The sequence below is a fragment of the Leifsonia sp. 10L418 genome (assembly GCF_056395445.1).
On sequence record NZ_JBFTJN010000001.1, the window covers coordinates 720,603 to 741,687 of the forward strand.

Annotated in this window: 21 protein-coding genes; 7 read left to right on the plus strand and 14 right to left on the minus strand. The window is 65.7% G+C overall.

From position 1 onward, the window contains the following. Positions 1 to 30 precede the first annotated feature (30 nt). Together AC1DCF_RS03345 and AC1DCF_RS03350 are read left to right on the plus strand one after the other, a co-directional pair. Entirely contained in the window at positions 31 to 306 is a 276-nt protein-coding gene (locus AC1DCF_RS03345) for a metal-sensitive transcriptional regulator (RefSeq protein WP_441791153.1), read from the plus strand. Then, positions 303 to 1,670: a M20/M25/M40 family metallo-hydrolase gene (locus AC1DCF_RS03350; RefSeq protein ID WP_477209766.1), complete on the plus strand. Its 1,368-nt coding sequence runs from the start codon at positions 303 to 305 to the stop codon at positions 1,668 to 1,670. The genes AC1DCF_RS03345 and AC1DCF_RS03350 overlap by 4 nt, the downstream gene beginning before the upstream one ends. A gap of 165 nt (positions 1,671 to 1,835) precedes the next feature. On the opposite strand, the gene AC1DCF_RS03355 is transcribed toward AC1DCF_RS03350, so the two are convergent. From AC1DCF_RS03355 to AC1DCF_RS03380, 6 genes are all read right to left on the minus strand, one after another. Next, positions 1,836 to 2,396 (minus strand): GDSL-type esterase/lipase family protein, encoded by a 561-nt coding sequence (locus AC1DCF_RS03355; RefSeq protein ID WP_477209767.1) that lies wholly within the window; start codon positions 2,394 to 2,396, stop codon positions 1,836 to 1,838. Positions 2,397 to 2,459: 63 nt separating this feature from the next. Beyond that, the gene (locus tag AC1DCF_RS03360; RefSeq protein ID WP_477209768.1) at positions 2,460 to 3,344 is read right to left on the minus strand and encodes a glycerophosphodiester phosphodiesterase; all 885 of its coding nucleotides are present in this window, start codon (positions 3,342 to 3,344) and stop codon (positions 2,460 to 2,462) included. A gap of 217 nt (positions 3,345 to 3,561) precedes the next feature. Beyond that, positions 3,562 to 4,425: an aldehyde dehydrogenase family protein gene (locus AC1DCF_RS03365; protein WP_441791157.1), complete on the minus strand. Its 864-nt coding sequence runs from the start codon at positions 4,423 to 4,425 to the stop codon at positions 3,562 to 3,564. Next, on the minus strand, positions 4,422 to 5,990 hold the full coding sequence (locus AC1DCF_RS03370) for an aldehyde dehydrogenase family protein (protein WP_477209769.1): 1,569 nt from the start codon (positions 5,988 to 5,990) through the stop codon (positions 4,422 to 4,424). The genes AC1DCF_RS03365 and AC1DCF_RS03370 overlap by 4 nt, the downstream gene beginning before the upstream one ends. A 65-nt stretch (positions 5,991 to 6,055) precedes the next feature. Further along, positions 6,056 to 7,060 carry a deoxyribose-phosphate aldolase gene (gene deoC, locus AC1DCF_RS03375; protein ID WP_441791159.1) on the minus strand — a complete coding sequence of 335 codons (1,005 nt, stop codon included), beginning with the start codon at positions 7,058 to 7,060 and terminating at the stop codon, positions 6,056 to 6,058. 45 nt (positions 7,061 to 7,105) lie between these two features. Continuing rightward, entirely contained in the window at positions 7,106 to 8,080 is a 975-nt protein-coding gene (locus AC1DCF_RS03380; RefSeq protein ID WP_477209770.1) for a sugar-binding transcriptional regulator, read from the minus strand. 212 nt (positions 8,081 to 8,292) lie between these two features. On the opposite strand from AC1DCF_RS03380, the gene AC1DCF_RS03385 reads away from it, so the two are divergent. Beyond that, positions 8,293 to 9,240, plus strand: coding sequence for an ROK family protein (locus tag AC1DCF_RS03385; RefSeq protein ID WP_477209771.1), 948 nt, complete (start codon positions 8,293 to 8,295; stop codon positions 9,238 to 9,240). 36 nt (positions 9,241 to 9,276) lie between these two features. Here the strand turns inward: AC1DCF_RS03385 and AC1DCF_RS03390 are convergent, their stop codons facing one another. Then, on the minus strand, positions 9,277 to 10,503 hold the full coding sequence (locus AC1DCF_RS03390) for an MFS transporter (RefSeq protein WP_477209772.1): 1,227 nt from the start codon (positions 10,501 to 10,503) through the stop codon (positions 9,277 to 9,279). 22 nt (positions 10,504 to 10,525) lie between these two features. Between AC1DCF_RS03390 and AC1DCF_RS03395 the strand changes: the two genes are divergently transcribed. Next, positions 10,526 to 11,182 (plus strand): maleylpyruvate isomerase family mycothiol-dependent enzyme, encoded by a 657-nt coding sequence (locus AC1DCF_RS03395; RefSeq protein WP_477209773.1) that lies wholly within the window; start codon positions 10,526 to 10,528, stop codon positions 11,180 to 11,182. A gap of 59 nt (positions 11,183 to 11,241) precedes the next feature. Here AC1DCF_RS03395 and AC1DCF_RS03400 read toward each other — a convergent pair whose 3' ends face one another. Genes AC1DCF_RS03400 through AC1DCF_RS03420 form a run of 5 tightly spaced genes read right to left on the minus strand, consistent with a single transcriptional unit; the run spans position 11,242 to position 14,671 of the window. After that, entirely contained in the window at positions 11,242 to 12,171 is a 930-nt protein-coding gene (locus AC1DCF_RS03400) for a bifunctional riboflavin kinase/FAD synthetase (protein WP_477209774.1), read from the minus strand. Beyond that, positions 12,168 to 12,665, minus strand: a complete 498-nt coding sequence (locus AC1DCF_RS03405; protein ID WP_477209775.1) for a hypothetical protein — start codon at positions 12,663 to 12,665, stop codon at positions 12,168 to 12,170. The genes AC1DCF_RS03400 and AC1DCF_RS03405 overlap by 4 nt, the downstream gene beginning before the upstream one ends. A 43-nt stretch (positions 12,666 to 12,708) precedes the next feature. Further along, positions 12,709 to 13,077 carry a hypothetical protein gene (locus AC1DCF_RS03410; protein WP_441791166.1) on the minus strand — a complete coding sequence of 123 codons (369 nt, stop codon included), beginning with the start codon at positions 13,075 to 13,077 and terminating at the stop codon, positions 12,709 to 12,711. After that, positions 13,074 to 14,051 (minus strand): tRNA pseudouridine(55) synthase TruB, encoded by a 978-nt coding sequence (truB, locus tag AC1DCF_RS03415; protein ID WP_477209776.1) that lies wholly within the window; start codon positions 14,049 to 14,051, stop codon positions 13,074 to 13,076. The genes AC1DCF_RS03410 and truB overlap by 4 nt, the downstream gene beginning before the upstream one ends. Then, positions 14,048 to 14,671, minus strand: a complete 624-nt coding sequence (locus AC1DCF_RS03420; protein ID WP_477209777.1) for a TetR/AcrR family transcriptional regulator — start codon at positions 14,669 to 14,671, stop codon at positions 14,048 to 14,050. The genes truB and AC1DCF_RS03420 overlap by 4 nt, the downstream gene beginning before the upstream one ends. 72 nt (positions 14,672 to 14,743) lie before the next feature. On the opposite strand from AC1DCF_RS03420, the gene AC1DCF_RS03425 reads away from it, so the two are divergent. Both AC1DCF_RS03425 and AC1DCF_RS03430 read left to right on the plus strand, forming a co-directional pair. Beyond that, the gene (locus tag AC1DCF_RS03425) at positions 14,744 to 16,198 is read left to right on the plus strand and encodes a DHA2 family efflux MFS transporter permease subunit (RefSeq protein WP_477209778.1); all 1,455 of its coding nucleotides are present in this window, start codon (positions 14,744 to 14,746) and stop codon (positions 16,196 to 16,198) included. A gap of 54 nt (positions 16,199 to 16,252) precedes the next feature. Beyond that, positions 16,253 to 17,257, plus strand: a complete 1,005-nt coding sequence (locus tag AC1DCF_RS03430) for a ketopantoate reductase family protein (RefSeq protein WP_477209779.1) — start codon at positions 16,253 to 16,255, stop codon at positions 17,255 to 17,257. Between the two features lie 4 nt (positions 17,258 to 17,261). On the opposite strand, the gene AC1DCF_RS03435 is transcribed toward AC1DCF_RS03430, so the two are convergent. Further along, entirely contained in the window at positions 17,262 to 17,864 is a 603-nt protein-coding gene (locus AC1DCF_RS03435) for a nucleoside/nucleotide kinase family protein (RefSeq protein WP_477209780.1), read from the minus strand. Between the two features lie 23 nt (positions 17,865 to 17,887). Here AC1DCF_RS03435 and AC1DCF_RS03440 point away from each other — a divergent pair, with 23 nt between their 5' ends. Continuing rightward, on the plus strand, positions 17,888 to 18,784 hold the full coding sequence (locus AC1DCF_RS03440) for an HhH-GPD family protein (RefSeq protein WP_477209781.1): 897 nt from the start codon (positions 17,888 to 17,890) through the stop codon (positions 18,782 to 18,784). A gap of 80 nt (positions 18,785 to 18,864) precedes the next feature. On the opposite strand, the gene AC1DCF_RS03445 is transcribed toward AC1DCF_RS03440, so the two are convergent. After that, the gene (locus AC1DCF_RS03445) at positions 18,865 to 21,078 is read right to left on the minus strand and encodes a putative bifunctional diguanylate cyclase/phosphodiesterase (RefSeq protein WP_477209782.1); all 2,214 of its coding nucleotides are present in this window, start codon (positions 21,076 to 21,078) and stop codon (positions 18,865 to 18,867) included. Between the last annotated feature and the right edge of the window lie 7 nt (positions 21,079 to 21,085).

Sequence of the window (21,085 nt, forward strand, 5' to 3'; positions counted from 1 at the left end):
GGTATCAATCCCTGGCAGTACGCTTGAGCCATGATCGAAGACATCAAGCGACGCGCGCTGCACCGCACCCGCATCATGGAAGGCCAGATGCGAGGCCTCGAGAAGATGATCGAGAACGAGGACTACTGCGTCGACATCATCACCCAGTCGCTGGCCATCCAGAAGTCGCTGGGCTCGCTCAACAAGCTGCTGGTGGAGAACCACCTGCAGACGCACGTCAGCCACATGTTCGATGCCGGCGGCCAGGAACGTGACGACGCCATCGCCGAACTCCTGCGTGTCTTCGAACTCAACAACAACCGGTGAGTGATCTCGCGGCGACCGGGGTCGCTGACTCGAGCCTGGTCGACCCCGCTGTGCCGCGGCTGCAGGAACTCATCCGCATCCCGACGATGTCGCGACTCGACGAAGCTGAGACGATGTGGGCCGAGTTCGATCGCTTCATCGAGGCGCTCCCTGTGCTCTATCCGGCCATGCACGCTGTGCTCAGTCGCGAGATCGTGGCCGGGCACTCGCTGCTCTACCGCTGGCCGGGCGCGGCGACCGGCGACCCGACAGTCCTGATGGCCCACTATGACGTGGTGCCCGCCACCCCTGACGGCTGGTCGCATCCGCCGTTCGACGCCACCCTCGTGGGCTCGGGAGCGAGCCAATCGATCTGGGGCCGCGGCACACTCGACGACAAGGGTGCGCTCGTCGCAATCCTTGAGGCCGTCGAAGCGCAGGTTGTCGCGGGATTCCGGCCTGCGCACGACATCTATCTCAGCTTCGGTCACAACGAAGAGACCACCGGCGCCGGCGCCTCGGCGATCGTCGATCTGCTGGCGAGCCGCGACATCCGCCCGGCCCTCGTCATCGACGAGGGTGGCGCGGTGGTCGAGAACATCTTCCCCGGCGTGAGTAAACCGATCGCTGTGGTCGGGGTGAGCGAGAAGGGCATTACGAGCGTCACGCTGACGGTCAATCAGCGGGGCGGCCACGCCTCGACACCCCCGCGGATGACGGCGACGGTGCGTTTGGCTCGCGCGATCACGCGTCTGAACGCTCGGCCTTTTCCGGCCCAGCTGACCGCGACGAACTACGAAATGATTGAGACGCTCGGCGCTCATTCCAGTCAACCGCTGCGATTCGTCTTCGAACGGGCCCGAGCGTTCACGCTGCCGCTTGCCGCGTTGCTCGGGCGGCTCGGCGACGAGACGAGCGCGATGGTACGCACCACCGCCGCCGTCACCCAGCTGTCGGGCGCGCAAGCCGCGAATGCCCTGCCTGAGCAGGCTCGCGCGGTGGTCAACGTGCGGATCGCCCAGGGGTCGAGCGTCGCCGCCATGCTTCGACACGTGCGCCGGGCCATCCGCGACCCTCTTGTCCTCATCGAAGCGGAGCATCCGAACGAGCCCTCGGCCGTGTCGCCGACCACGGGCCCGGCGTGGGACCTCGTCGTCGCAAGCATCGAAGCGACCTACCCCGGCACGATCGTGACCCCCTACGTGATGCTCGGGGCGAGCGACAGCCGCCACTTCACCCGGGTGAGCAATTTCGTCTACCGGTTCAGCCCGTTTCAGATGAGCGGTGACGAGCGGGGCACCCTGCATGCGGTGAACGAGCGCATCCGGGTGTCGACGTTTCTGGCCGGCATCGAGTTCTACCGCCGGGTGATCGCTGCGCGCTAGCGGGCTCCACCGCTTGGGCGTGGGGAATCCCGCTGGGCGTGCGAGATGGTGCACGCCGTCGGGGATTCCCCACGCCAGGGTCGAGTCACGGCGTCCAAGTCGGTGTACAGGGGTTAGCCGAAACGGTGCGGACGGTCGGATGAGCCCGATTGTGCGACGAAGCGGTCAGGCGTGCTGCACCGGAATCGCCGAACTCGACGGTGGAATCTCGAAGAGAGTCTCGAGGCCGGGAATCAGCTCGGCCAGCCACGCCTCGTAGCCTTCATTCGTGAGGTGCAGTCGATCTTCGGTGTAGGCCGGGTTGAGTTCGCCGTCTTCCGCGGCGAGCGCCGGCCATAAGTCGAGATACTGAGCGTGCGTGGTCGGTGCGAACTGCCAGAGGTGACGGTTGACCGACTTGATCACCTCCGCGAACTCGCGTTCCCGCGGCAACACCGATTGAATCAGAATGCGCGTCTCGGGCAGTCGCCGCCGAATCGTCACGAGAATCGTCTCGACGTTCCGCACCACATGCTCGTCGGAGCGACGCCAGCCGAGGTCATTCGTGCCGATGCCGAGCACCACCGCATCGGAATTCTGTTCGACGAGCAGGTCGATGTGACTCAGCACATCGTCACTGGTTGCGCCGCTGATTCCGAGGTTCGTCACTTCATAGCCGGGCAGCCATTCGTCCCAACGCCCGCCCGCGATCAGGCCGTCGCCCATGAACACAACTGTCGCTGACATTTTGCCCTCCCCGATCAATCATGCCTCCAGGCGTGACGCGCTGGCTAGAGTTCCGACAGGTTCTCAGGTTGCGTCACCGGTGGCGGCCAACCAGGAATCCAGGTCACTCGGTGTATCGGTGATGATTCCGTCGACACCGAGTTGACGCACCTCCGCCCAGGTGTCTTCGGTGTTGAGCGTGTAGCAGATCAACCCGAACCCGGCCTCGTGCAGCCGCGTCACGGCATCCGGCTGCGCAGCCACCGCCTTCGCCGTGGTGGCGAGGGCGATCACTCCGAATCGCTCGGCCATCGGCACCGGATTCGCCGGCAGCTCGCGAACGAGCATGATGCGCGGATACTGCGGCGAGACTCTCTGCAGGTTCAACATCGTCTCGATACTGAAACTCTGCAACACAACGCGGGAGCTCAGACCGTGCTGCCCGATCAGGTCGATCACGGTGCGCAGGTCGTCATCGCTCCAACTGAATTTCAGTTCGACGAGCGCTTTCTTGTCAGTGTCAACGAGCCGCGTGAAGAACTGTTCGAGTGTCGGGATGCGGGTTCCGGCATATTCGTGGGCATACCAGCGACCGGCGTCAAGCTTGGTGATTTCCGCGAGTGTCTTCTCGGCCACTGTTCCCCGGCCGTTCGTCGTACGCTCGAGGGTCACATCGTGAAACAGCACCGGAACGTGGTCGCTGGTGAGCTGTACATCGGTTTCGACGAAATCCATGTCGCTCGCGAAGGCGAACTCGAAGGCGGGCATGGTGTTCTCCGGCGCCACCGACCTGTCCCCGCGGTGACCGGCGATGAATGCTCCGTCGCCGGGTGTGCGCAGTGCGCCGAAGACGTCGGTCGCGTAGACCTGCCCAGGAGCGGCGCCGAGAATCAGGGTTGCTGCGAGAACCGCAGTGGTGCCGCAGGCCATGAGCACCGAAAGAAGTCGTCGTCTCGACGGTCGTCCCACCGCGGTGATCCCTTCCCGCCGCCGCGACAGTGCGGTGGACGTGCAGCAACACTACCCGAGCCGTTACCGTTTTGTTACCTTTCAACCGCGCCCCCAATGTGGGCACGCGCATCCGTCGACGGTTTGGGCGAACGCACGCGAGAGCGGCAAAATGGCCGCTTCCCGTGCGGGGAAGCGGCCATTCAACCGCTCTCGCGGGGGGGGGTGATGCAGGTGGCTAGATCAACGCCTTCGTGTGCCAGACCGTCTTCGTTTCGGTGAACGCCAGGATGCGATCAAGCGACGGCGTCGCGGCATCCTCGCCGTTCTCGGGAGGAAGGACGCGCTTGAGGGTGTCGGCGGCAGCGATCTGCAGGTCGACCCAGTCGAGCGATCCGGCACCGAGCAGATCGAGCGCATTGACGTCGGCGTGGCTGGCCAGCCACGGCGCGATCTCGGCGGGCGACCCGGTGAGGATGTTGACGACACCGCCCGGCACGTCACTCGTGGCGAGCACCTCCGAGAGGCTGATCGCCGACAGCGGCGCCGACTGGTTGGCGATGACCACGACGGTGTTGCCGGCGACGAGCGCCGGAGCGATCGCGCTGACGATCCCGAGCAGCGAGCCGCCGGACTGCGGCGCGACGATCGCGACGATGCCGGTGGGCTCCGGAACCGAGATGTTGAAGAACGGGCCGGAGACCGGGTTCATGTTTCCGGCAACCTGCACGTACTTGTCGGCCCAGCCGGCGTACCAGACCCAGCGGTCGATCGCTTCGTCGACCTGAGCGGATGCGACAGCTTTCGTCACACCCTCCGACTGCATGATCTCGTCGACGAACTGCACGCGACGCCCCTCAAGCAACTCCGCGATGCGGTAGAGCACCTGGCCGCGGTTGTACGGCGTCGCGCCGGCCCAGCCGCTGAGCGATCCGCGGGCGACCACGACGGCATCCCTGGCATCTTTGCGGGATGCCTGCGCGGCGTTGGCGAGGAACTCCCCGGAACTCGAGCGGATCTCGTAGACGCGCCCGGATTCACTGCGCGGAAACTTTCCGCCGATGTAGAGCTTGTAGGTCTTGGGAACGGCGAGGCGGGTCATTTGGCGGCCTTCTTTCGTGAGGCAGGCTTCGGTGCAGCAGGGGTTTCGACGGGCGCGGCCAGCTCGGCCGACGCGGCAGCCGTTACCGCCGCGCGGGGTTCGACATGCTGGACCACCGACGGCCGACTGTTCGCCGGCTTGAGGTACGCGGCGAGGCCGTGACGCCCGCCTTCGCGGCCGTAGCCCGACTCCTTGTAGCCACCGAACGGGCTGGCCGGGTCGAACCGGTTGAAGGTGTTGGCCCAAATCACACCGGCACGCAGCTTGTCAGCCACGGCGAGGATGCGGCTGCCCTTGTCACTCCAGATACCGGCGGACAGCCCGTATGGCGTGTTGTTGGCCTTGGCGATCGCTTCGGCCGGGGTGCGGAAGCTCAGCACGGAGAGCACCGGGCCGAAGATCTCGTCACGGGCGATGCGGTGGCTCGTCGACACGTTGGTGAAGATGGTCGGCGCGAACCAGAAGCCGTTCTCGGGGATCACGCACTCGGCAGTCCAGCGTTCGGCGCCTTCCTGCTCGCCGATGTAGGACAGCGTGCGGATGCGATCCAACTGCGCCGCGCTGTTGATCGCGCCGATGTCGGTGTTCTTGTCGAGCGGATCGCCGAGGCGCAATGTCGACAGCCGCTGCTTGAGCCGGTCGACGACGTCGTCGTGAATCGATTCCTGCACCAGCAGGCGACTGCCGGCGCAGCAGACCTGACCCTGGTTGAAGAAGATTCCGTTGACGATTCCCTCGATGGCCTGGTCGATCGGCGCGTCGTCGAAGACGATGTTCGCCGCCTTGCCGCCGAGCTCCAGCGTGACCTTCTTGTCGGTTCCGGCGACCGAGCGGGCGATGGCCCGTCCGACGTTGGTGGAACCGGTGAACGCGACCTTGTTGACATCCGGGTGATTGACCAGGAGTGAGCCGGTGTCTCCGGCGCCGGTGATGATGTTCACCACACCGGCGGGCAGGTCGGCCTGCTGCAGAATCTCAGCGAAAAGCAGCGCGGTCAGTGACGTCGTCTCGGCCGGCTTCAGCACGACCGTGTTGCCGGCGGCGAGGGCCGGGGCGATCTTCCACGCCAGCATGAGCAACGGGAAGTTCCACGGGATGACCTGAGCTGCGACGCCGAGGGCCGACGGATTCGGGCCGGCACCGGCGTGATCGAGTTTGTCGGCCCAGCCGGCGTAGTAGAAGAACCAGGCAGCGACGAGGGGAACGTCGACGTCGCGGCTCTCTTTGATGGGCTTGCCGTTGTCGAGGCTCTCGGCGACGGCAAGCTCGCGGGCGCGTTCCTGCACCAGTCGGGCGATGCGGAAGAGGTACTTTCCACGGTCGCTGCCCGAGAGGCGAGACCAGACCGTGTCGTAGGCGCGACGCGCGGCGGCGACCGCGGCGTCGACATCCGCTTCGTTGGCGTGGGCGATCATGGCGATCTGGTTTTCGGTGGCCGGGTTGATCGTGGAAAACGGGGTGCCGCGGCCGGCGACGAAGTCGCCGTTGATGAAGAGGCCGTAGTCGCTTCGCAGGTTCAGGATCGCCTGCGACTCCGGCGCCGGAGCGTAGTCAAGAAAGTTCATGAGGGGTAACCCTTCAGTATTCGAAATAGTCATGTTCGGGCTATCGGTGATCGAGCTTGTCGAGATCAGTCAATCGTCACGTAGTCGGGGCCGGAGTAGTGGCCGGTCGTCATCTTCTGACGCTGTAACAGCACGTCGTTGAGCAGGCTCGACGCACCGAAGCGGAACAGGTGCGGCTGCAGCCAGTCCTCCCCCACCGTCTCGGCGACGGTCACGAGGTACTTGATCGCGTCTTTCGAGGTGCGGATGCCGCCGGCCGGCTTGACGCCGATCTTCTCGCCGGTCAGGCGGTGCCAGTCGCGCACGACCTCGAGCATCGACAGGGTGACCGGCAGCGTGGCCGCGGGAGCGACCTTGCCGGTCGAGGTCTTGATGAAGTCTCCTCCGGCCAGAATCGCCAGCCAGGAGGCACGGCGAACGTTGTCGTAGGTGTTGAGTTCGCCGGTCTCGAGGATCACCTTGAGGTGCGCGAAGCTTCCGTCGGCGCGCTTGCAGGCTTCTCGAACGGCCACGATCTCGTCGAACACCTGGCCGTAGCGGCCGGAGAGGAATGCGCCACGGTCGATGACCATGTCGATCTCGTCTGCGCCGGCGGCGACGGCGTCGGAGGTGTCCGACAGCTTGACCGCGAGCGAGGCGCGCCCGCTCGGGAAGGCCGTAGCGACGGCGGCAACGTTGATGCCCGAATCGGTGCCATTCGAGTGAGCGGCCCCGAGCGCGGCAACCGCGTCGGGAACCATGTCACCGTAGACGCAAACGGCGGCGACCCGGGGCGTTGTTGGGTCGCTCGGGTCGGGGTTCATCGCCTTGGCGACCAGCGAACGCACCTTGCCGGGCGTATCCGCACCCTCCAGGGTGGTGAGGTCGATCAGCGAAATGATGGTGTCGATCGCCCACTTTTTGGAGGTGGTCTTGATCGAGCGGGTGCCGAGCGATGCAGCCCGCTGTTCGAGACCGACGGCGTCGATTCCGGGGATGCCGTGCAGGTAGCGTCGCAAATTGGCGTCGGTGGCTTCACCGCCGAGCACCGCGAGGGTGCGTTCCCGGGTGGCGAGTTGGGTACTGGTCATGACGTGTCCTTGGTTCGGGTCGGTCGTGGATCGAGTTGGTCGTAACTACGAGGATTGGGGATCGCTGCTGCCGGTGGTGTCGCCGAGCACCGCGAGGGCGGTTGCCTCATCGGTGACGAGCACGGTGCAGAGGCCGCTCGTCACGACGGCGCGCGCAATGGCGTGCTTCTGACGACCGGAGATGACGGCGATGGCGAGTGGGGCACGACGCAGATGGGTGAGGGAGATTCCGAGAGTGCGGTCGTCGAGTTCCGGGTCAACGATGGAGCCGTTGCTGTCGATGTAGCGCCCGACGATGTCACCGACGGCGCCCCGCTGCACGAGGTCGTCGATTTGGGCCGCCGTCAGGTAGCCGCTGTCGACCAGCGCGGAGCTCGCATCCGCTTGGCCGGCGCTGTACAGATACGCCGACGCCCCGATTCCGAGGCCCAGCACGGCGGCGACCGCCCGGTCGGATTCGATCGCGCGTTTGGTTTCGAGCCGTTCGAGGATGGCGGGGCTGGGCAAGAGTGTTGCCGACCCCGAGGCCTTCTCGGCGATCATCACAGCGGTGGTCGCCGCAGTTCCGGTGCGCTTGCTGAGGCTGACGCCGCCATTGATCTGTACGACGTTCACCCCCGGAGCCCAGCCCTGCTTGAGGTGCAGCGAGACGTCGTGCAGGGTGCGGCCCCAGCTCAGGCCAAGGGTGCGCGGGATGGGACGCAGGCTGGTGAGGTAATCGGCAGCGGCCTGCGCGGTGCGCGACTGCAGCTCTTCATCACTTGAGACACCGGCTGACGAGACGACGATGGCGGCCTTCAACCCCATGGCGTCGCGCAAGCGTCGCTCCAGCGGAAGGCGCCGGGCACGCGGATGCACGATTTCGATGCGGATGAATCCGCTCGCCTTCGCTTGGGCGAGCAGGCGCCCGACCTTCCAACGGGTCAGACGCAGGATCGACCCGATTTCGTCTTGGGTCTTATTCTCTTCGTAGTACAGCTCGGCGGCGCGAATCGAAAGCAGCTCGTCGGTGTCGATCACTCAGCGCACTCCTTTCGTAGCGTTCTCGGTCTGTCTCTGTTGGGCCGGTGAAGCGTATGGCCCTCGTCCAGGGTAGGTCGGCGCGCTGCGCAATTCAACACTCGTTGGCAACCTTGCTCTTAAGAGCAGGATGGGGATCGAGATCACAACAGTTGTTGGCCTCACAACCGTCGCGTCGATGTGCCAGAGAAACCGACCAATAGAATCTGACAATGCTCCCCGCACCCACACACGCAGCTTTCGCCCTCGGCTTGGACTTCGGCGGCACGAAGGTCGAAGCCGCTCTCATCGACGAACAGGGCACCTTGTTCACACCGAGCCGCTTTCGGGCTCTGACCGGTTCGACCGCGTCGAGCGCAGAACTCGAGGCGAGCGTCACTGCCGTTGTCACGCAGGCTGCATCTTCCCTGCCGGCCGGCGCGTCGCTGGTGGGAGTCGGGATCGGTTCCGCCGGCCCGATCACTGTCGCATCCGGTGCCATCTCGCCGTTGAACGTTCCGGTCTGGCGCGACTTCCCACTCGCCGATCTCGTGAGCTCGCTCGTTCCCCAAGCGCCGGTGAGGTTGCGTCTCGATGGGCTCTGCATCACTCTCGCCGAGCACTGGGTCGGAGCGGGCCAGGGTGTTCAGAACCTCATGGGAATGATTGTCTCGACCGGTGTCGGCGGCGGCCTCATCCTCGACGGGCGAACGATCACCGGCCCGAGCGGCAACGCAGGACACATCGGCCATGTTGAGGTCGGCGGATTCGACGACGCCTGCGCCTGTGGCGGTCGCGGCTGCCTGGAAGCCATCGCTTCTGGCCCGAAGACGGTGGCCTGGGCACGCCGGCAGGGCTGGACCGGGTCAACGGGCGAGGAACTCGCCGCCGCTCACGCCGTCGGAGACCCGATTGCCGTGCGCGCGGTTCAGCGGAGCGGTGAGGCAATCGGCCATGCGATCGCTTCGGCCACCAACTTGGTCGATCTTGACCTCGTCGCGATCGGCGGTGGCTTCTCCCACGTCTCCCCCGCGCTGTTCGACGCCGCCCGCATCGCCATCGCCGAGCGCACGGCATTCGAGTATGCACGACGGGTGCGCATCACCCACTCGTCGCTCTCGGGCGAGGGACCGCTCATCGGAGCAGCGGCTCTGATCCACCGAGCCTCAATGGTGGCGTAGTCGCGCCGAGCGCTTCCTCGTGCTGCGGAGCGCTTCCTAGCGATGCCGCCGCGCGAGGTCGTCCTCGAGCAGGTGCGGCCGGCCGATGACCGTGCCGGCAACAATCGCGGCGAGTGCCGTCGCCAGCAAGAACAGCAGCGGCCAGAGCCATCCGTCGGTCAGATCGTGAAGTAGACCGAACACGAGCGGACCGAACGCGCCGAGCACGTAGCCGACACTTTGGATGAAACCACTCAGGGCGACGGATCCGGCATGGGTGCGGGTGCGCAGGTTGATCAGCACCAGCGCCAGCGGGAACATCAGCGGGCCGATTCCAGCGATGACCACCCAGAACCAGGTGCCCGACATGGGGAACAGGATCAGCCCGCCGTAGCCGACGAAGAAGCAAATCACACCGAGGTAGACCAGAAGCGCAACATTCCTCATCCGGGCGGCGAGCACCGGAATGAAAATCGCGGTGGGAACACCGACCGCGGCGTAGAGCGAGAGCAGTGTGCCGGCCTCCGCGACGCTCACGCCGGCGGTCTGAATCAGCAATTGCGGCAGCCAGGCGAACATGGCGTACGCGTTGATCGCCGACACCGCGAAAACGATCGTGATGGCCCAGGCGATCGACGATCCCCAGATCTTGCTGAGCAGTGCGGGATCCGCCTCTTCAATGACCGGCGTCGGCTGCAGAGTGGTGCGGTGCCGCACCAGCATGGCCACCCACGGCACCATGGCCAGCAGGGAGAGGATCGCCCACATGCCGAGCGAGGTGCGCCACCCCGCCGAGTCGGCAACGGGAACGGCGATGAGCGGCGGCACGAGCGTGCTCACCGACAGCATCGTTGCGTAAATCGAGGTGACCAGCCCGATGCGGTCGGGGAAGTACTTCTTCACGAGCGGCGGCAGAAGCACGTTGCCGGCGCCGAGACCGGCAAACGTGATCACGCTACCGAGCAGAAGCACCAGAACGGAGGGCGAGAGCCCGCGCACCAGGCTGCCGACCATGATGGCGCCGAGCGCCAGAAGCAGCACGCGCTCCAGGCCGATGCGCCGGGTGAGCACGGGGGTGAAAATGCCGAACACCGCGAAACACACCGGAGGCAGCATTCCGAGCACGCCGATCGTCACGGCGTTCAGCGGTAGGTCCACACTGATCTGAGTGACAATCGGCGACAGCGCGGTGACGGCGGTGCGCAGGTTCGCGGCAACGAGAATGATGCCGAGCAGAGCGAGCGTCCGGCCCGCCCAGAGTCGACGGGGGGCGGGATCGGTCATTCGGCAAGTCTAGGCTGAGTGTATGGCCGACTTCGCCAAACACCTTCCGCTCAGCATGCGCCCCAGCGTCGATGAAACCGGCGCCAACTCCCGTTGGGGCGGGCATATCGCCGCGACCCTGCTCGCGACGGCCGATCTGCTCGACGCCCTGACTCCCGAGCAATGGGAGGTCCAGAGTCTGTGCGGCCAGTGGCGGGTTCGGGATGTCGCCGGCCATCTGGTCTGGCGCATCGGCAGCAGCAACCGTGAACTGATCACCTCCGGATCACGCGCCTACTTCGGTCACTTCGTGAACCCGAATCGGGCGATCGACGTGCTCAGCCGCGCGGCGGCCGCAGCGTCTCCGGCGGACCTGGTGGCCAGCATCCGCGCCATCGCTGCCCAGAAGACTGCCGACCACGGGCGCACCGGCGTGGGCGAGCTGACCGAGGCCGTTGTGCACGGATATGACATTGCCCGCCCGCTCGGGATCACCCTGCCCATTGCCCCCTCGGCTTCCGGCGCGGTCGCGATTCGGGGCAGCCTGATCGCCCCGACCGAGATCAAAGCGGTTCTGCGCACCCGCACCCTGGTGGCGACGGATGCGCTGTGGCGCGTCGGTCACGGTCGTGAGTTGCTCGGCACTGCCGAGCAACTCGTGCCGTTCATCTACGGACGAGGCGGACTGCCGGTCGACTAGTCCGGTGATCGAGCTTGTCGAGATCCCGCGAGCCGGTCTCGATACCCTCGGCCGCCGACCTATTTCAGGAGCCCGCGCACCTGCGAGACATCGTCTGCGATCTGTTCGATCAGCGGACCGATTCCGGTGAATGCAACCATTCCTCTGATCCGCTCGACGAACGACACCGTGACGACGTGACCGTAGAGGTCGATGTCCTCATCGAGCACATACGCCTCGACCTGCTTTTGCGGGACACCTTCGAACGTGGGGTTGTTGCCCACCGAGATCGCCGCGGGGTACCGCGTGCCGGCATCCGTCAGCCAACCGGCGTACACGCCGTCAGCAGGGATCAGTCCCTCTGACTCGGGCGAGAGGTTGGCCGTCGGGTAGCCCAGTTCCCGGCCGCGGGCCGCTCCGTGCACGACGACCCCGCGCACCGACGGCACATGGCCGAGGAGTGCGGACGCGGCCGAGATATCTCCGTCAGAGAGCAGCTCACGAATCCAGGTCGACGAGACCCGGTGCCGGTTGTCGGGCATCACATCGTCGATGACGTGCACCTCGAAGCCATGGGTCGCGCCGATGCGCTGCAAGAGGGCGACGTCGCCGGCGCCGCGGGCACCGTAGCGAAAGTCACGGCCCACGAGCACATGCTTCGCGTGCAGTGCGGTGACCAAGATGCCGCGAATGAATTCTTCGGGCGGCAACGACGACAAGGCTTCGTTGAACTCGAGTACGAGTGTCGCGTCGATTCCCGTTTCGGCCAGCAGCTCGAGCTTCTGATCGAGACTGACGAGCGCGGTCGGGCAGTCAGACGGGGAGAGCAGAGCGAGCGGATGCCGGTCGAACGTCACGACGACGGCCGCGAGGCCGTCGCGCTTCGCCAGCGATTCGAGCTCGGCGATGACCGCTCGGTGCCCGGCATGCACTCCATCGAACTTGCCGATACTGACCGCGGAGGCAGGCCAATCCGACGGAACGGCGCCGACCCCGTTCAGAGTCTTCACGAAGCTTCTCCTGACGCCGGTGCGATGGTGTCGGCCGCCGACGCCGTGCCGTCGGCTTGAGACGCCGGGCGGTGACGTGCAAGCCACCACATGCCAAGAATCGGGAGCACGAGGGGAATGAAGAGATAGCCTCGGCCGTACACCGACCACACCGTGTCGTGCGGGAAGAGTGCGGGATCGATCAGGCTCAGGGTTCCGATCGTCAGAACGCCGAGCAGTTCGAAGGTGATCGTCGCCCAAGCGATGCGATACCAGACTTTTCCACGCGCGATCAAGGCGATGGTCGCGACGATGTAGACCACTGCGGCGAGCGCCGACAGCGAGTAGGCCAGCGGGGCCTCCTCGAACTTCGCGACGATCTGCACGAAGGAACGGCCGGTCGCGGCGAGCGCCAGCACGCCGTAGACGGCGATGAGGAGTCGTCCGACTCCGGTCACGCGGTGGGGGGCTCCGGCTTCAGGGCGGCGGTTGGCCTGGGTTTGTTCTTCGATCATGGCTTGGCAATTATCGCAGCATCCGGAGGCGGGTCGTGGCGCCTCAGGCGGCCGTCGCCGTCCAGATCTGCAGCATTCGGTAGACCATCACTCCCACAGAGAGGCAGACCACCCCCAGGATGACGGTGCTCCAGCGGCTGCGCTCGATCAACGCCCAGAACCCGGCGGCCAGCGGAAGCAGCAGCGCACTGATCAGGTAGGTGTAGAACTCGAGCAGGCTGCCGGTCGGTTGATTGCCGACCGCCGGCGCGATCAGGGCGACGACAAGTTGCACGATGAGCAGGAGTTCGACCAGGGCGACTGCACCCAGAGTGAGGTCGTTCGGCTTGCGTCCCAGGAGGCCGAGCACGAGGCAGAGCACGCCTCCGAGCACCGCCACCGTCAGTTGCAGATAGGTGAACCACTCGATCATGAGGCGAGGTCCGGGGTGGATGCCGCGGTGTCCGTCGCGCCGGCCGGCTCGTCCGGCTCGTCGGGCTCATCCGGCGGGAAATTCACCAGCGTCTTTCCCTGACTCCCCCGGCGCGTGACCAGACCGACGAGTCGACCGCCCGGCGCGACCGCCGCGATCGGGGAATCCGCCGCGATCTCACTGACGGAGGTGCCGGTCAGGTCGATGCGCTTGCCGTGACCGAGATCGACGGCCTGTTCGGGCGACAGGTCCAGGCGCGGAAAGAGCAGGGTCGCCGCATCGGTCGGGCCGATCAGCACCGAGGGGATGTCGAGCTCTTCGAGCGTCTGGGCGGCGTCGATGCCGAACGGGCCGATGCGCGTGCGGCGCAGGCTCGTGAGGTGACCACCGACCCCGAGCGCCTCCCCGAGGTCGCGGGCGAGGGCACGAATGTAGGTGCCGGAGGAACACACGACACGCACCTCGAGGTCGAGGTAGCCGTCGGTCTTGGTGCTGGAGAGCAGTTCGAACTCGCTGACGGTGACCGGGCGTTTCGGCAACTGCACATCTTCACCGGCGCGCACACGAGCATAGGCGCGTTTGCCGTCGACCTTGATCGCGCTGACCGAACTCGGTGCCTGCTCGATGGCCCCGGTCAGGGCGGCGATGCCGGCTGTCACGGCATCCGCTTCAATCGCCGCCACGCTGCCGGGGGCCGCAGAAACGAGAATCTCGCCCTCGGCGTCATCGGTCGTCGTCGACGCCCCGAGGCGGATGGTGGCGAGGTATTCCTTGTCGAGGCCGACCACGAAGGTGAGCAGGCGCGTCGAGCTGTTGATACCCAGGATGAGTAGTCCTGTTGCCATCGGGTCGAGCGTTCCGGCGTGGCCGACCTTGCGCGTGCCGGCGAGGCGGCGGGTGCGGGCGACGGCGTCGTGGCTGGTCCAGCCCTGGGTTTTGTCGATCAGGACCAGGCCGCTTGCGATGGCGCTCATGCATCTTCTTTCTGTGCTGCGGTGACGTCGATCACCAAATCAAGTTTGCTTTGGAAGGCGCAGGCCAAGATCTCCCTGGTCGCCGGATCATCGTCGATCGCGTCGGGCATCTGCAGCGCGAGCAGAGTGTTCATCAGCATGCCGTCGGCCAGAAAGACCCGCACGTAGTCCGGCGCGAACCCGGCTTCGTCACGCAGAATCCGATAGGTGGCGAGAAACCCCTCCCGGGCGCGCGGTCCGATGACCGGGTCATGTCCGCTGATGAAGCCCTGCATGAGTGAGAGCAGGATGCCGCGATCTTCGATCAGGTCGACATAGGCGGCGCCAAGCCGCGCACTCAGCCCCTCGGGCGGCACGCCATCAACGGGCGGAAAGTCGGCGATCGCCGCTCGGAAGGCGAAGGCCAGCTTGATCTGGGCGCGCTCGAGCACCTCGAGGAACAGGTTCTCCTTGGTGCCGAACATCCGCACGACATAGGGCTGGGAGATGCCGGCCGCGCGGGCGATCTGGTCGGTCGTCGCGCCGGCGTAGCCGCGTTCTCCGAACACACGGCTGGCGGCGGCAAGGATTTGCTCCCGGCGCAGAGCGGCCGGAATTCGCTCGGTTATCGTCTCACTCACACTTGACATGTTATCAGTCGATTACTAACGTGTCTCTTTGTAATCATTCAATTACCACCGAAAGGCCTTCCCGTGGCTTCCACCTCCGCCCGCCGCGTTCCCGTCTGGCTCGCGATCATCGCCGCGTCGCTGCCGATGTTCATGGCGACACTCGACAACCTGGTCGTCACCGGCGCGCTGCCGGTGATCAGTCGCGACCTCTCCGCATCCATCGAAGAGCTGCAGTGGGTCATCAACGCCTACTCGCTCAGTTTTGCCACATTCATGCTGATGGCCGTCGCCCTCGGCGACCGATTCGGCCGCCGCACCGTCTTCTTGGTGGGCATCACCGTCTTCACTGCCGCCTCGATACTCGCGGCGCTGAGCCACGAAACCTGGATGCTCATTGCCTCACGGGCGCTGCAAGGCGTCGGCGCCGCGGCGCTCATGCCTCTCTCGCTCACCCTGCTGGTCGGTTCGGTCAGCGCCAAGCTTCGGCCGGCTGCGATCGGGATCTGGGGTGGCATCTCTGGTCTCGGTGTGGCCCTCGGCCCGCTGATCGGCGGCGCAGTGATCGAGGGCTGGAACTGGCAGGCGATCTTCTGGCTCAACGTTCCGGTCGGAATCATCTCGGTCCCTCTGGTACTGCTTGCGCTGCCCAATAGTTTCGGCGCCAAACTGCGCGCCGACGTGATCGGTCTTGTTCTGGCGGGCCTCGGTGTATTCGGTCTCGTCTACGGAATCGTGCGCGGCAATGACGCCGGCTGGGACAGCGCGGAAGTGATCGGCACCCTGGGCGGCGGCGTGATTCTTCTCGTGCTCTTCGTTCTCTGGGAGACGAAGGCAGCAGCACCGCTGCTTCCCCTTCGGTTGTTTCGCGACCGCAGCTTCACCGTCACCAACCTTGTCGGTCTCGGGTTCAGCTTCGGCATCTTCGGCGCGGTGTTCATCCTGATTCAGTTCCTGCAGATCGTGCAGGGGCACACCCCGCTTGAGGCCGGCCTGATGACGATGCCGTGGACTCTCGCCCCGATGATCGTCGCTCCCCTCACTGGCCTGCTCAGCCCGCGCACGGGAACACGACTGCCGATCGTGGTCGGCCTTGTCTTCTTGGCGGTGGCGATGTTCTGGCTTGCATCGACGATGTCCCCGACCGTTGCCTACGGCGAGATGGTTCCGGCGTTCTTACTCGCCGGCGTCGGAATGGGTTTTGTCTTCGCACCGAGTTCCACCGCGGTACTCGCCAACATGGCCCCGGCCGATCATGCGAAGGCGTCTGGCACGAACTCCACGCTTCGGGAAATCGGCGTCGCGCTCGGTGTGGCCGTGTTGACCGCAGTCTTCACCGGGGCCGGTGGCCAGCTCACTCCGACGGGCTACGTGAACGCCGCCATCCCGGCGATCATGGTCGGCGCCGGTGTGCTCGGGCTGACCGCTCTGATCGCCCTCGCGCTTCCGTCGAAGCGCGCCGCCAGGGCGAACGCTCGGCTGGCGGCTCAGCCCGTGGAGTCTGCGGTCCACGCCGACCTCGTGTCCTCGGGGGCGTAGCGGCACCGACCGGAGCTGTCTGGCCAAGCGGAGTCCGGGATCTAGGCTGGAGCCATGCGAATCGCAGTCATCGGAGCCGGTGCCCTGGGCGGAACCTTTACCGCTTTGCTCACTCAGGCCGGGCATGACGTGACGGTCACCGCGCGCGGCGCTGGGCTGGCGGCGATTCAGGCCGACGGCATCCGGCTGAGCGGTGGTTTCGGCACGGTTCACGCCCGGCCGACCGCGCTCGAACGGCTGGCTGAGTCGCCCGAGTTGACGCTGGTCTGCACGAAGGCGCAGGATGCCGAGGCGGCGATCGCCGACAACGCCGCTTTCATCGACGGTGGGGCCGTCATCGTCGTGCAGAACGGCCTCGACGGGGTGAAGACCGCCGGGCGACTGCTCCCTCATTCCGAGTGCTTCGGAGCTCTCTCGATCATCGCCGCGAACTACACCGAACCCGGCCGCGTGCGGGTCACCACGGCGGCACCGACGTATCTCGGCCGCGGCTCCGGCCCGGTCGATGCTGCTACCCGTCGGTGGCAGGCAGTACTGAACGAGGCCGTGCCAACTGTTGCCCAGCCTGACTTCGTCGGCGCCCAGTGGACCAAGCTCGTCGTGAACATGCTCAACGCCCTCCCGGCCATCACCGGACTGAGCGTGCAGGCCGTCGTCGACGATGCGCAGCTTCGCCGCGTGATGACCGAGAGCATGCGCGAGGCCGTACAGGTCGGGGTGGGCCGCGGGGTGCGATTCGGCGCGTTCCAGGCCCTCGGGGATGCCCAGCTGCGCGCGTTCCGGCATCTGCCGCTTGCGCTCGGGCAGATCCTTCCGCTTCAGATGCGTCGGCGGATGGGGTCGGTCCCGAACCTCGGCTCCACGCTGCAGAGCGTCACTCGCGGTCAGTTGACCGAGATCGATTTCTTGAACGGTGCTGTCGTGCGGGAGGGGCGCATCGCCGGCGTGCCGACCCCGGTGAACGAGTTGCTCACGGCGCTCGTGCATGAGGTCGAGGAGTCGGGGAACTTTCTGACGCCGGCCGCGGTGCTGAACCGGTACGGCGCGCTACGGCGCTGACCGGCTAACAGCTATCGAGAAACAGCCTCCGCGGCAGCAGGGGATCCGAGTTGTCGATCAAGGCCGAGACGACTCCGCGGGGGTTCGCCTCCTCGAGGTAGAGGCGGTCTGCTTCGTTTTCCGGCTCACTGTCGATACGGATGCTGTACGCCCAGAGACCGTGCAGCTCACGCCTGTTGATGAACTCGCCGTCGATGATCAGCACTGCGTCGACGGGAGCCGTCAACCAGGTCGGCTCGATCCAGGTGTCCCGGTCCGGATCCCACTGGGCCGTCACGAAACCGGTCGCGACGCCCATCCGGAACGGGTCGATCAGCGCGCGCCGCAGCGTTTGATAGTCGTAGGCGTGCCGATAGTGGCGTTCCGCCGATGGAGGGCCGAAGGCATCCTGCGCGGCACGTGAGCGCTGAAAGTAGCGCAGCGACGCTCGAAAGACCGGATGCTCCCGCTCGTCGAAGACGGCGGCCAGATCATCGGCGAAGGCCGTGCGCCCCGACGCCTCATTCCCGCCGACCGCGACGATCTGTCTGCCACGCCCATAGTTGTGCAGAATCTCGGTGGTCAGCGAGCGCAGGAACTCGATCCGAGGCGTGGCGACTAGCTTCATGAATCGAGCTTAGGTTAGAGGGGATGAACGAAACACTCCCCCGGCCCGATCTCGCCCCATCGATCACCGCGTGGTTTCACGAGAACGCTCGGGATCTGCCCTGGCGGCGCGACGGCTTCACCGCCTGGGGCACCCTTGTCAGCGAGTTCATGCTGCAACAGACGCCTGTCGCCCGGGTGATTCCGCGGCTCGAGGAGTGGCTGACCCGCTGGCCGACTCCCGCCGCTCTCGCCGCCGTTCCGGCCAGCGAGGCGGTGCGGGCCTGGGCCTCGCTCGGGTACCCGCGCCGCGCGCTTTGGCTGCATGCTGCGGCGGTGCAGATCACGGAACGCCACGGTGGCGAGGTGCCCGACGACGTCGACGAACTGCTCGCTCTCACCGGGATCGGCGACTACACCGCGCGAGCGGTGGCCGCGTTCGCCTATGGTCACCGGCATCCGGTCGTCGACACCAACACCCGCCGGGTGATCGCCCGCGCCGTCGCCGGCCAGGGCGAGCCCGCGCCGCCGAGCCGCGGACGTGACCTGGAGGCGATGAGTGCTCTGCTTCCCGACGATCGAAGTGAGGCCGCCGCGTTCAATGCGGCGATCATGGAACTCGGCGCCATCGTCTGCACGGCCAAGAGCCCGCGCTGCGACGTGTGCCCGATCAAGGACGCCTGCGCCTGGCGGGCGTCCGGCCACCCGGTTTACGACGGGCCGAAGAAGGCCGTGCAGAAGAAGTACGAAGGCAGCGACCGGCAGGTGCGCGGCCTGATCATGGCCGAACTCCGGTCGACGCACCGCCCGGTCACCGCTTCGGAGATCGAGACGCTCTGGCCGGATGCCGCCCAGCGCGACCGCGCACTGGCCGGACTGCTCGCCGATGGGCTCGCCGTCGCGGCCCCGGGCCCGACCGGCGGCTACGTGCTTCCGGACTGATTCGCAGTCGGCCTGACCGCTGTGCGGCACCTCTCGCGATTCCTCAATTGTCGGAAGCCTCGGGTCGCAGGGTGCGGGAGTCACTGGGGGCTGAGAACCGACCGATTCTCTAGCCACCCGGCGATCTCGTCAGCGGGGATCGGCCGCGACATGTAATAACCCTGCCCCTGGTCGCAACCGAATAGGACCAAGTCGTCATAGGCATCCGTGGTCTCGACGCCCTCGGCGACCACATCCATATTGAGGCTGTGGGCGAGGTCGATCGTGGACGACACCAGAGCCGCCGCCCTGCTGTCCACAGTCATCGGGGTGATGAAGCTGCGGTCAAGCTTGAGCTCGTCGATGGGTAGGTCGCGGAGGTAGGCCAAAGAGCTGTAGCCCGTGCCGAAATCATCGATGGCGATTCGGAAGCCGTGGTTCCGCAGTTCGGTCAGAATCGTGCGCGCCTGGGCCACATTTCTGATGATGTAGTCCTCGGTGATCTCCAGTATGAGAGCCGAGGTCGGCAACCCTCGAGACGCCACCATGTCGGCGATGCGTTGGGGAACGCCCTCGTCGACGAGGGAGCTCGCCGACAGGTTGACGGCGACGGAAAACAGTTGGCCCCCAGCGTGCCACTTCACGGTCTGATCCAACGCCTGCTCCAACACGACTCGCGTGAGATCTCGCATCAAGCCCGCTTCTTCGACGAGGCCCAGGAAGGCATCGGGAAACAACAGCCCCCGGTACGGGTGATTCCAGCGCACCAGAGCTTCAAACCCCGTGACTGTGCCCGAGTCCAGGTTGATTTTGGGTTGGTAGTGCACCACGAGTTCGTTGGAGGCTAGGGCGTGCCGGAGTTCTTCAAGCGTGCGCAGGCGTTCATCACTGTGATCGCCGTCGGACGCGCCGAAGACGTGATGTCCCGTGCGGGCCGTTTTCGCCTTGTACATGGCGAGGTCAGCCTTGCGGAGCAAAACGTTGAGGTTGTCGCCGTGCTCGGGAAAAATGGCGACGCCGATGCTGGCACCGGACTGCACATCGATTCCCTCGAGAGAATACGGTTCAGAGATGACGGCACGGAGCTCCGCGGCTACCTTCACCGCATCGTCGGCGTTGGCACCGGGAAGCAGCACGGCGAACTCGTCGCCGCCGAGACGGGCCAGCAGACCATGACGATGCGGACCGCGGTGCCGGAGCGGCTGTCGTCGGTGCATCTGATGCTTGAGGCGCAGGCCGACCTCGACAAGCATCCGGTCTCCGACATCGTGGCCGAGGCTGTCGTTGATCAGCTTGAAACCGTCAAGATCGAGCAGAAGGAGCGCACTCGGCTGCGTGGGCGCATCGGCCAGCCGCAGGGGCACGTCAGCATAGAAGGCACGGCGGTTTGACAGCCCGGTCAGCTCATCGGTTCGCGCCTGACGGTGCAGGAACAGTTGTCTGAGTCCCAGCGGTGCCGTAGCAACCGCCAGAGTTGCTCCGGCCAGCACGATCGCCAGCGTGCTGATCTGAATACTGCTGCTCACGAGCAAGATGGCCAGCGCCGCGATCATCGATGCAATGGGAATGGCCAGTGCTGCCGTGCCGAACCCCGCGGATCGTATTCTGGGTGCGGCATCCACTGAACGCGTGATCCACCAGGCGATCAGCGCCAAGCCGACCGCCCAGCCCAGGTCGACCATCGAGCCCTGTACATACTCGAAGTCGCTCAGCCCGTAGATCACGTCTGAAACGGTGAACAGGATGAGGCCGCTGGCGAGAAGCGTCCAGTTCACTCCCGAATTGCGACCCTCAGCGACGCCGATTCCTGCGATCGCTGCAATGACGACGATGTCGACAACCGGGTAGGTGATTTCGATCGCCGTCGACAACGAGAACGAGTTTTGAAAGGCTTCATTGATCCTCGGGCCGAAGAAGACAGCCAGAACGGATGCGGCGCCCAAAGACCCCACAATGCTGTCAAGCAGCACCGTCCACGTCAGTCCACGCACCCGGAGCCGGATCAGTGTGACCAGCGCGGCGACCATGAAAAAACTGAACGAAAGAAATCCGATATCGGCCGGCGACGGCACCGGCACAGAATCGGCACCGTCCAGGGCCTGAACATAGTAGATCTGACCGCCGACCCAGCCCGTCACCGCGAGTGCGGCAAAGAGCAGTTCCGGTCGCCGGGACCGCGCTCTCCAGCCGGCAATCAGGGCAACGCCCGCCGTTGTTCCGAGCGCTAGATTGGCCAGCCACATGTCGACGACGACGTCGAAGCCTTCGCCGTGCACCAGCCGACCTGCCACATACACGCTCACCAACAGGGCCATGATGCAC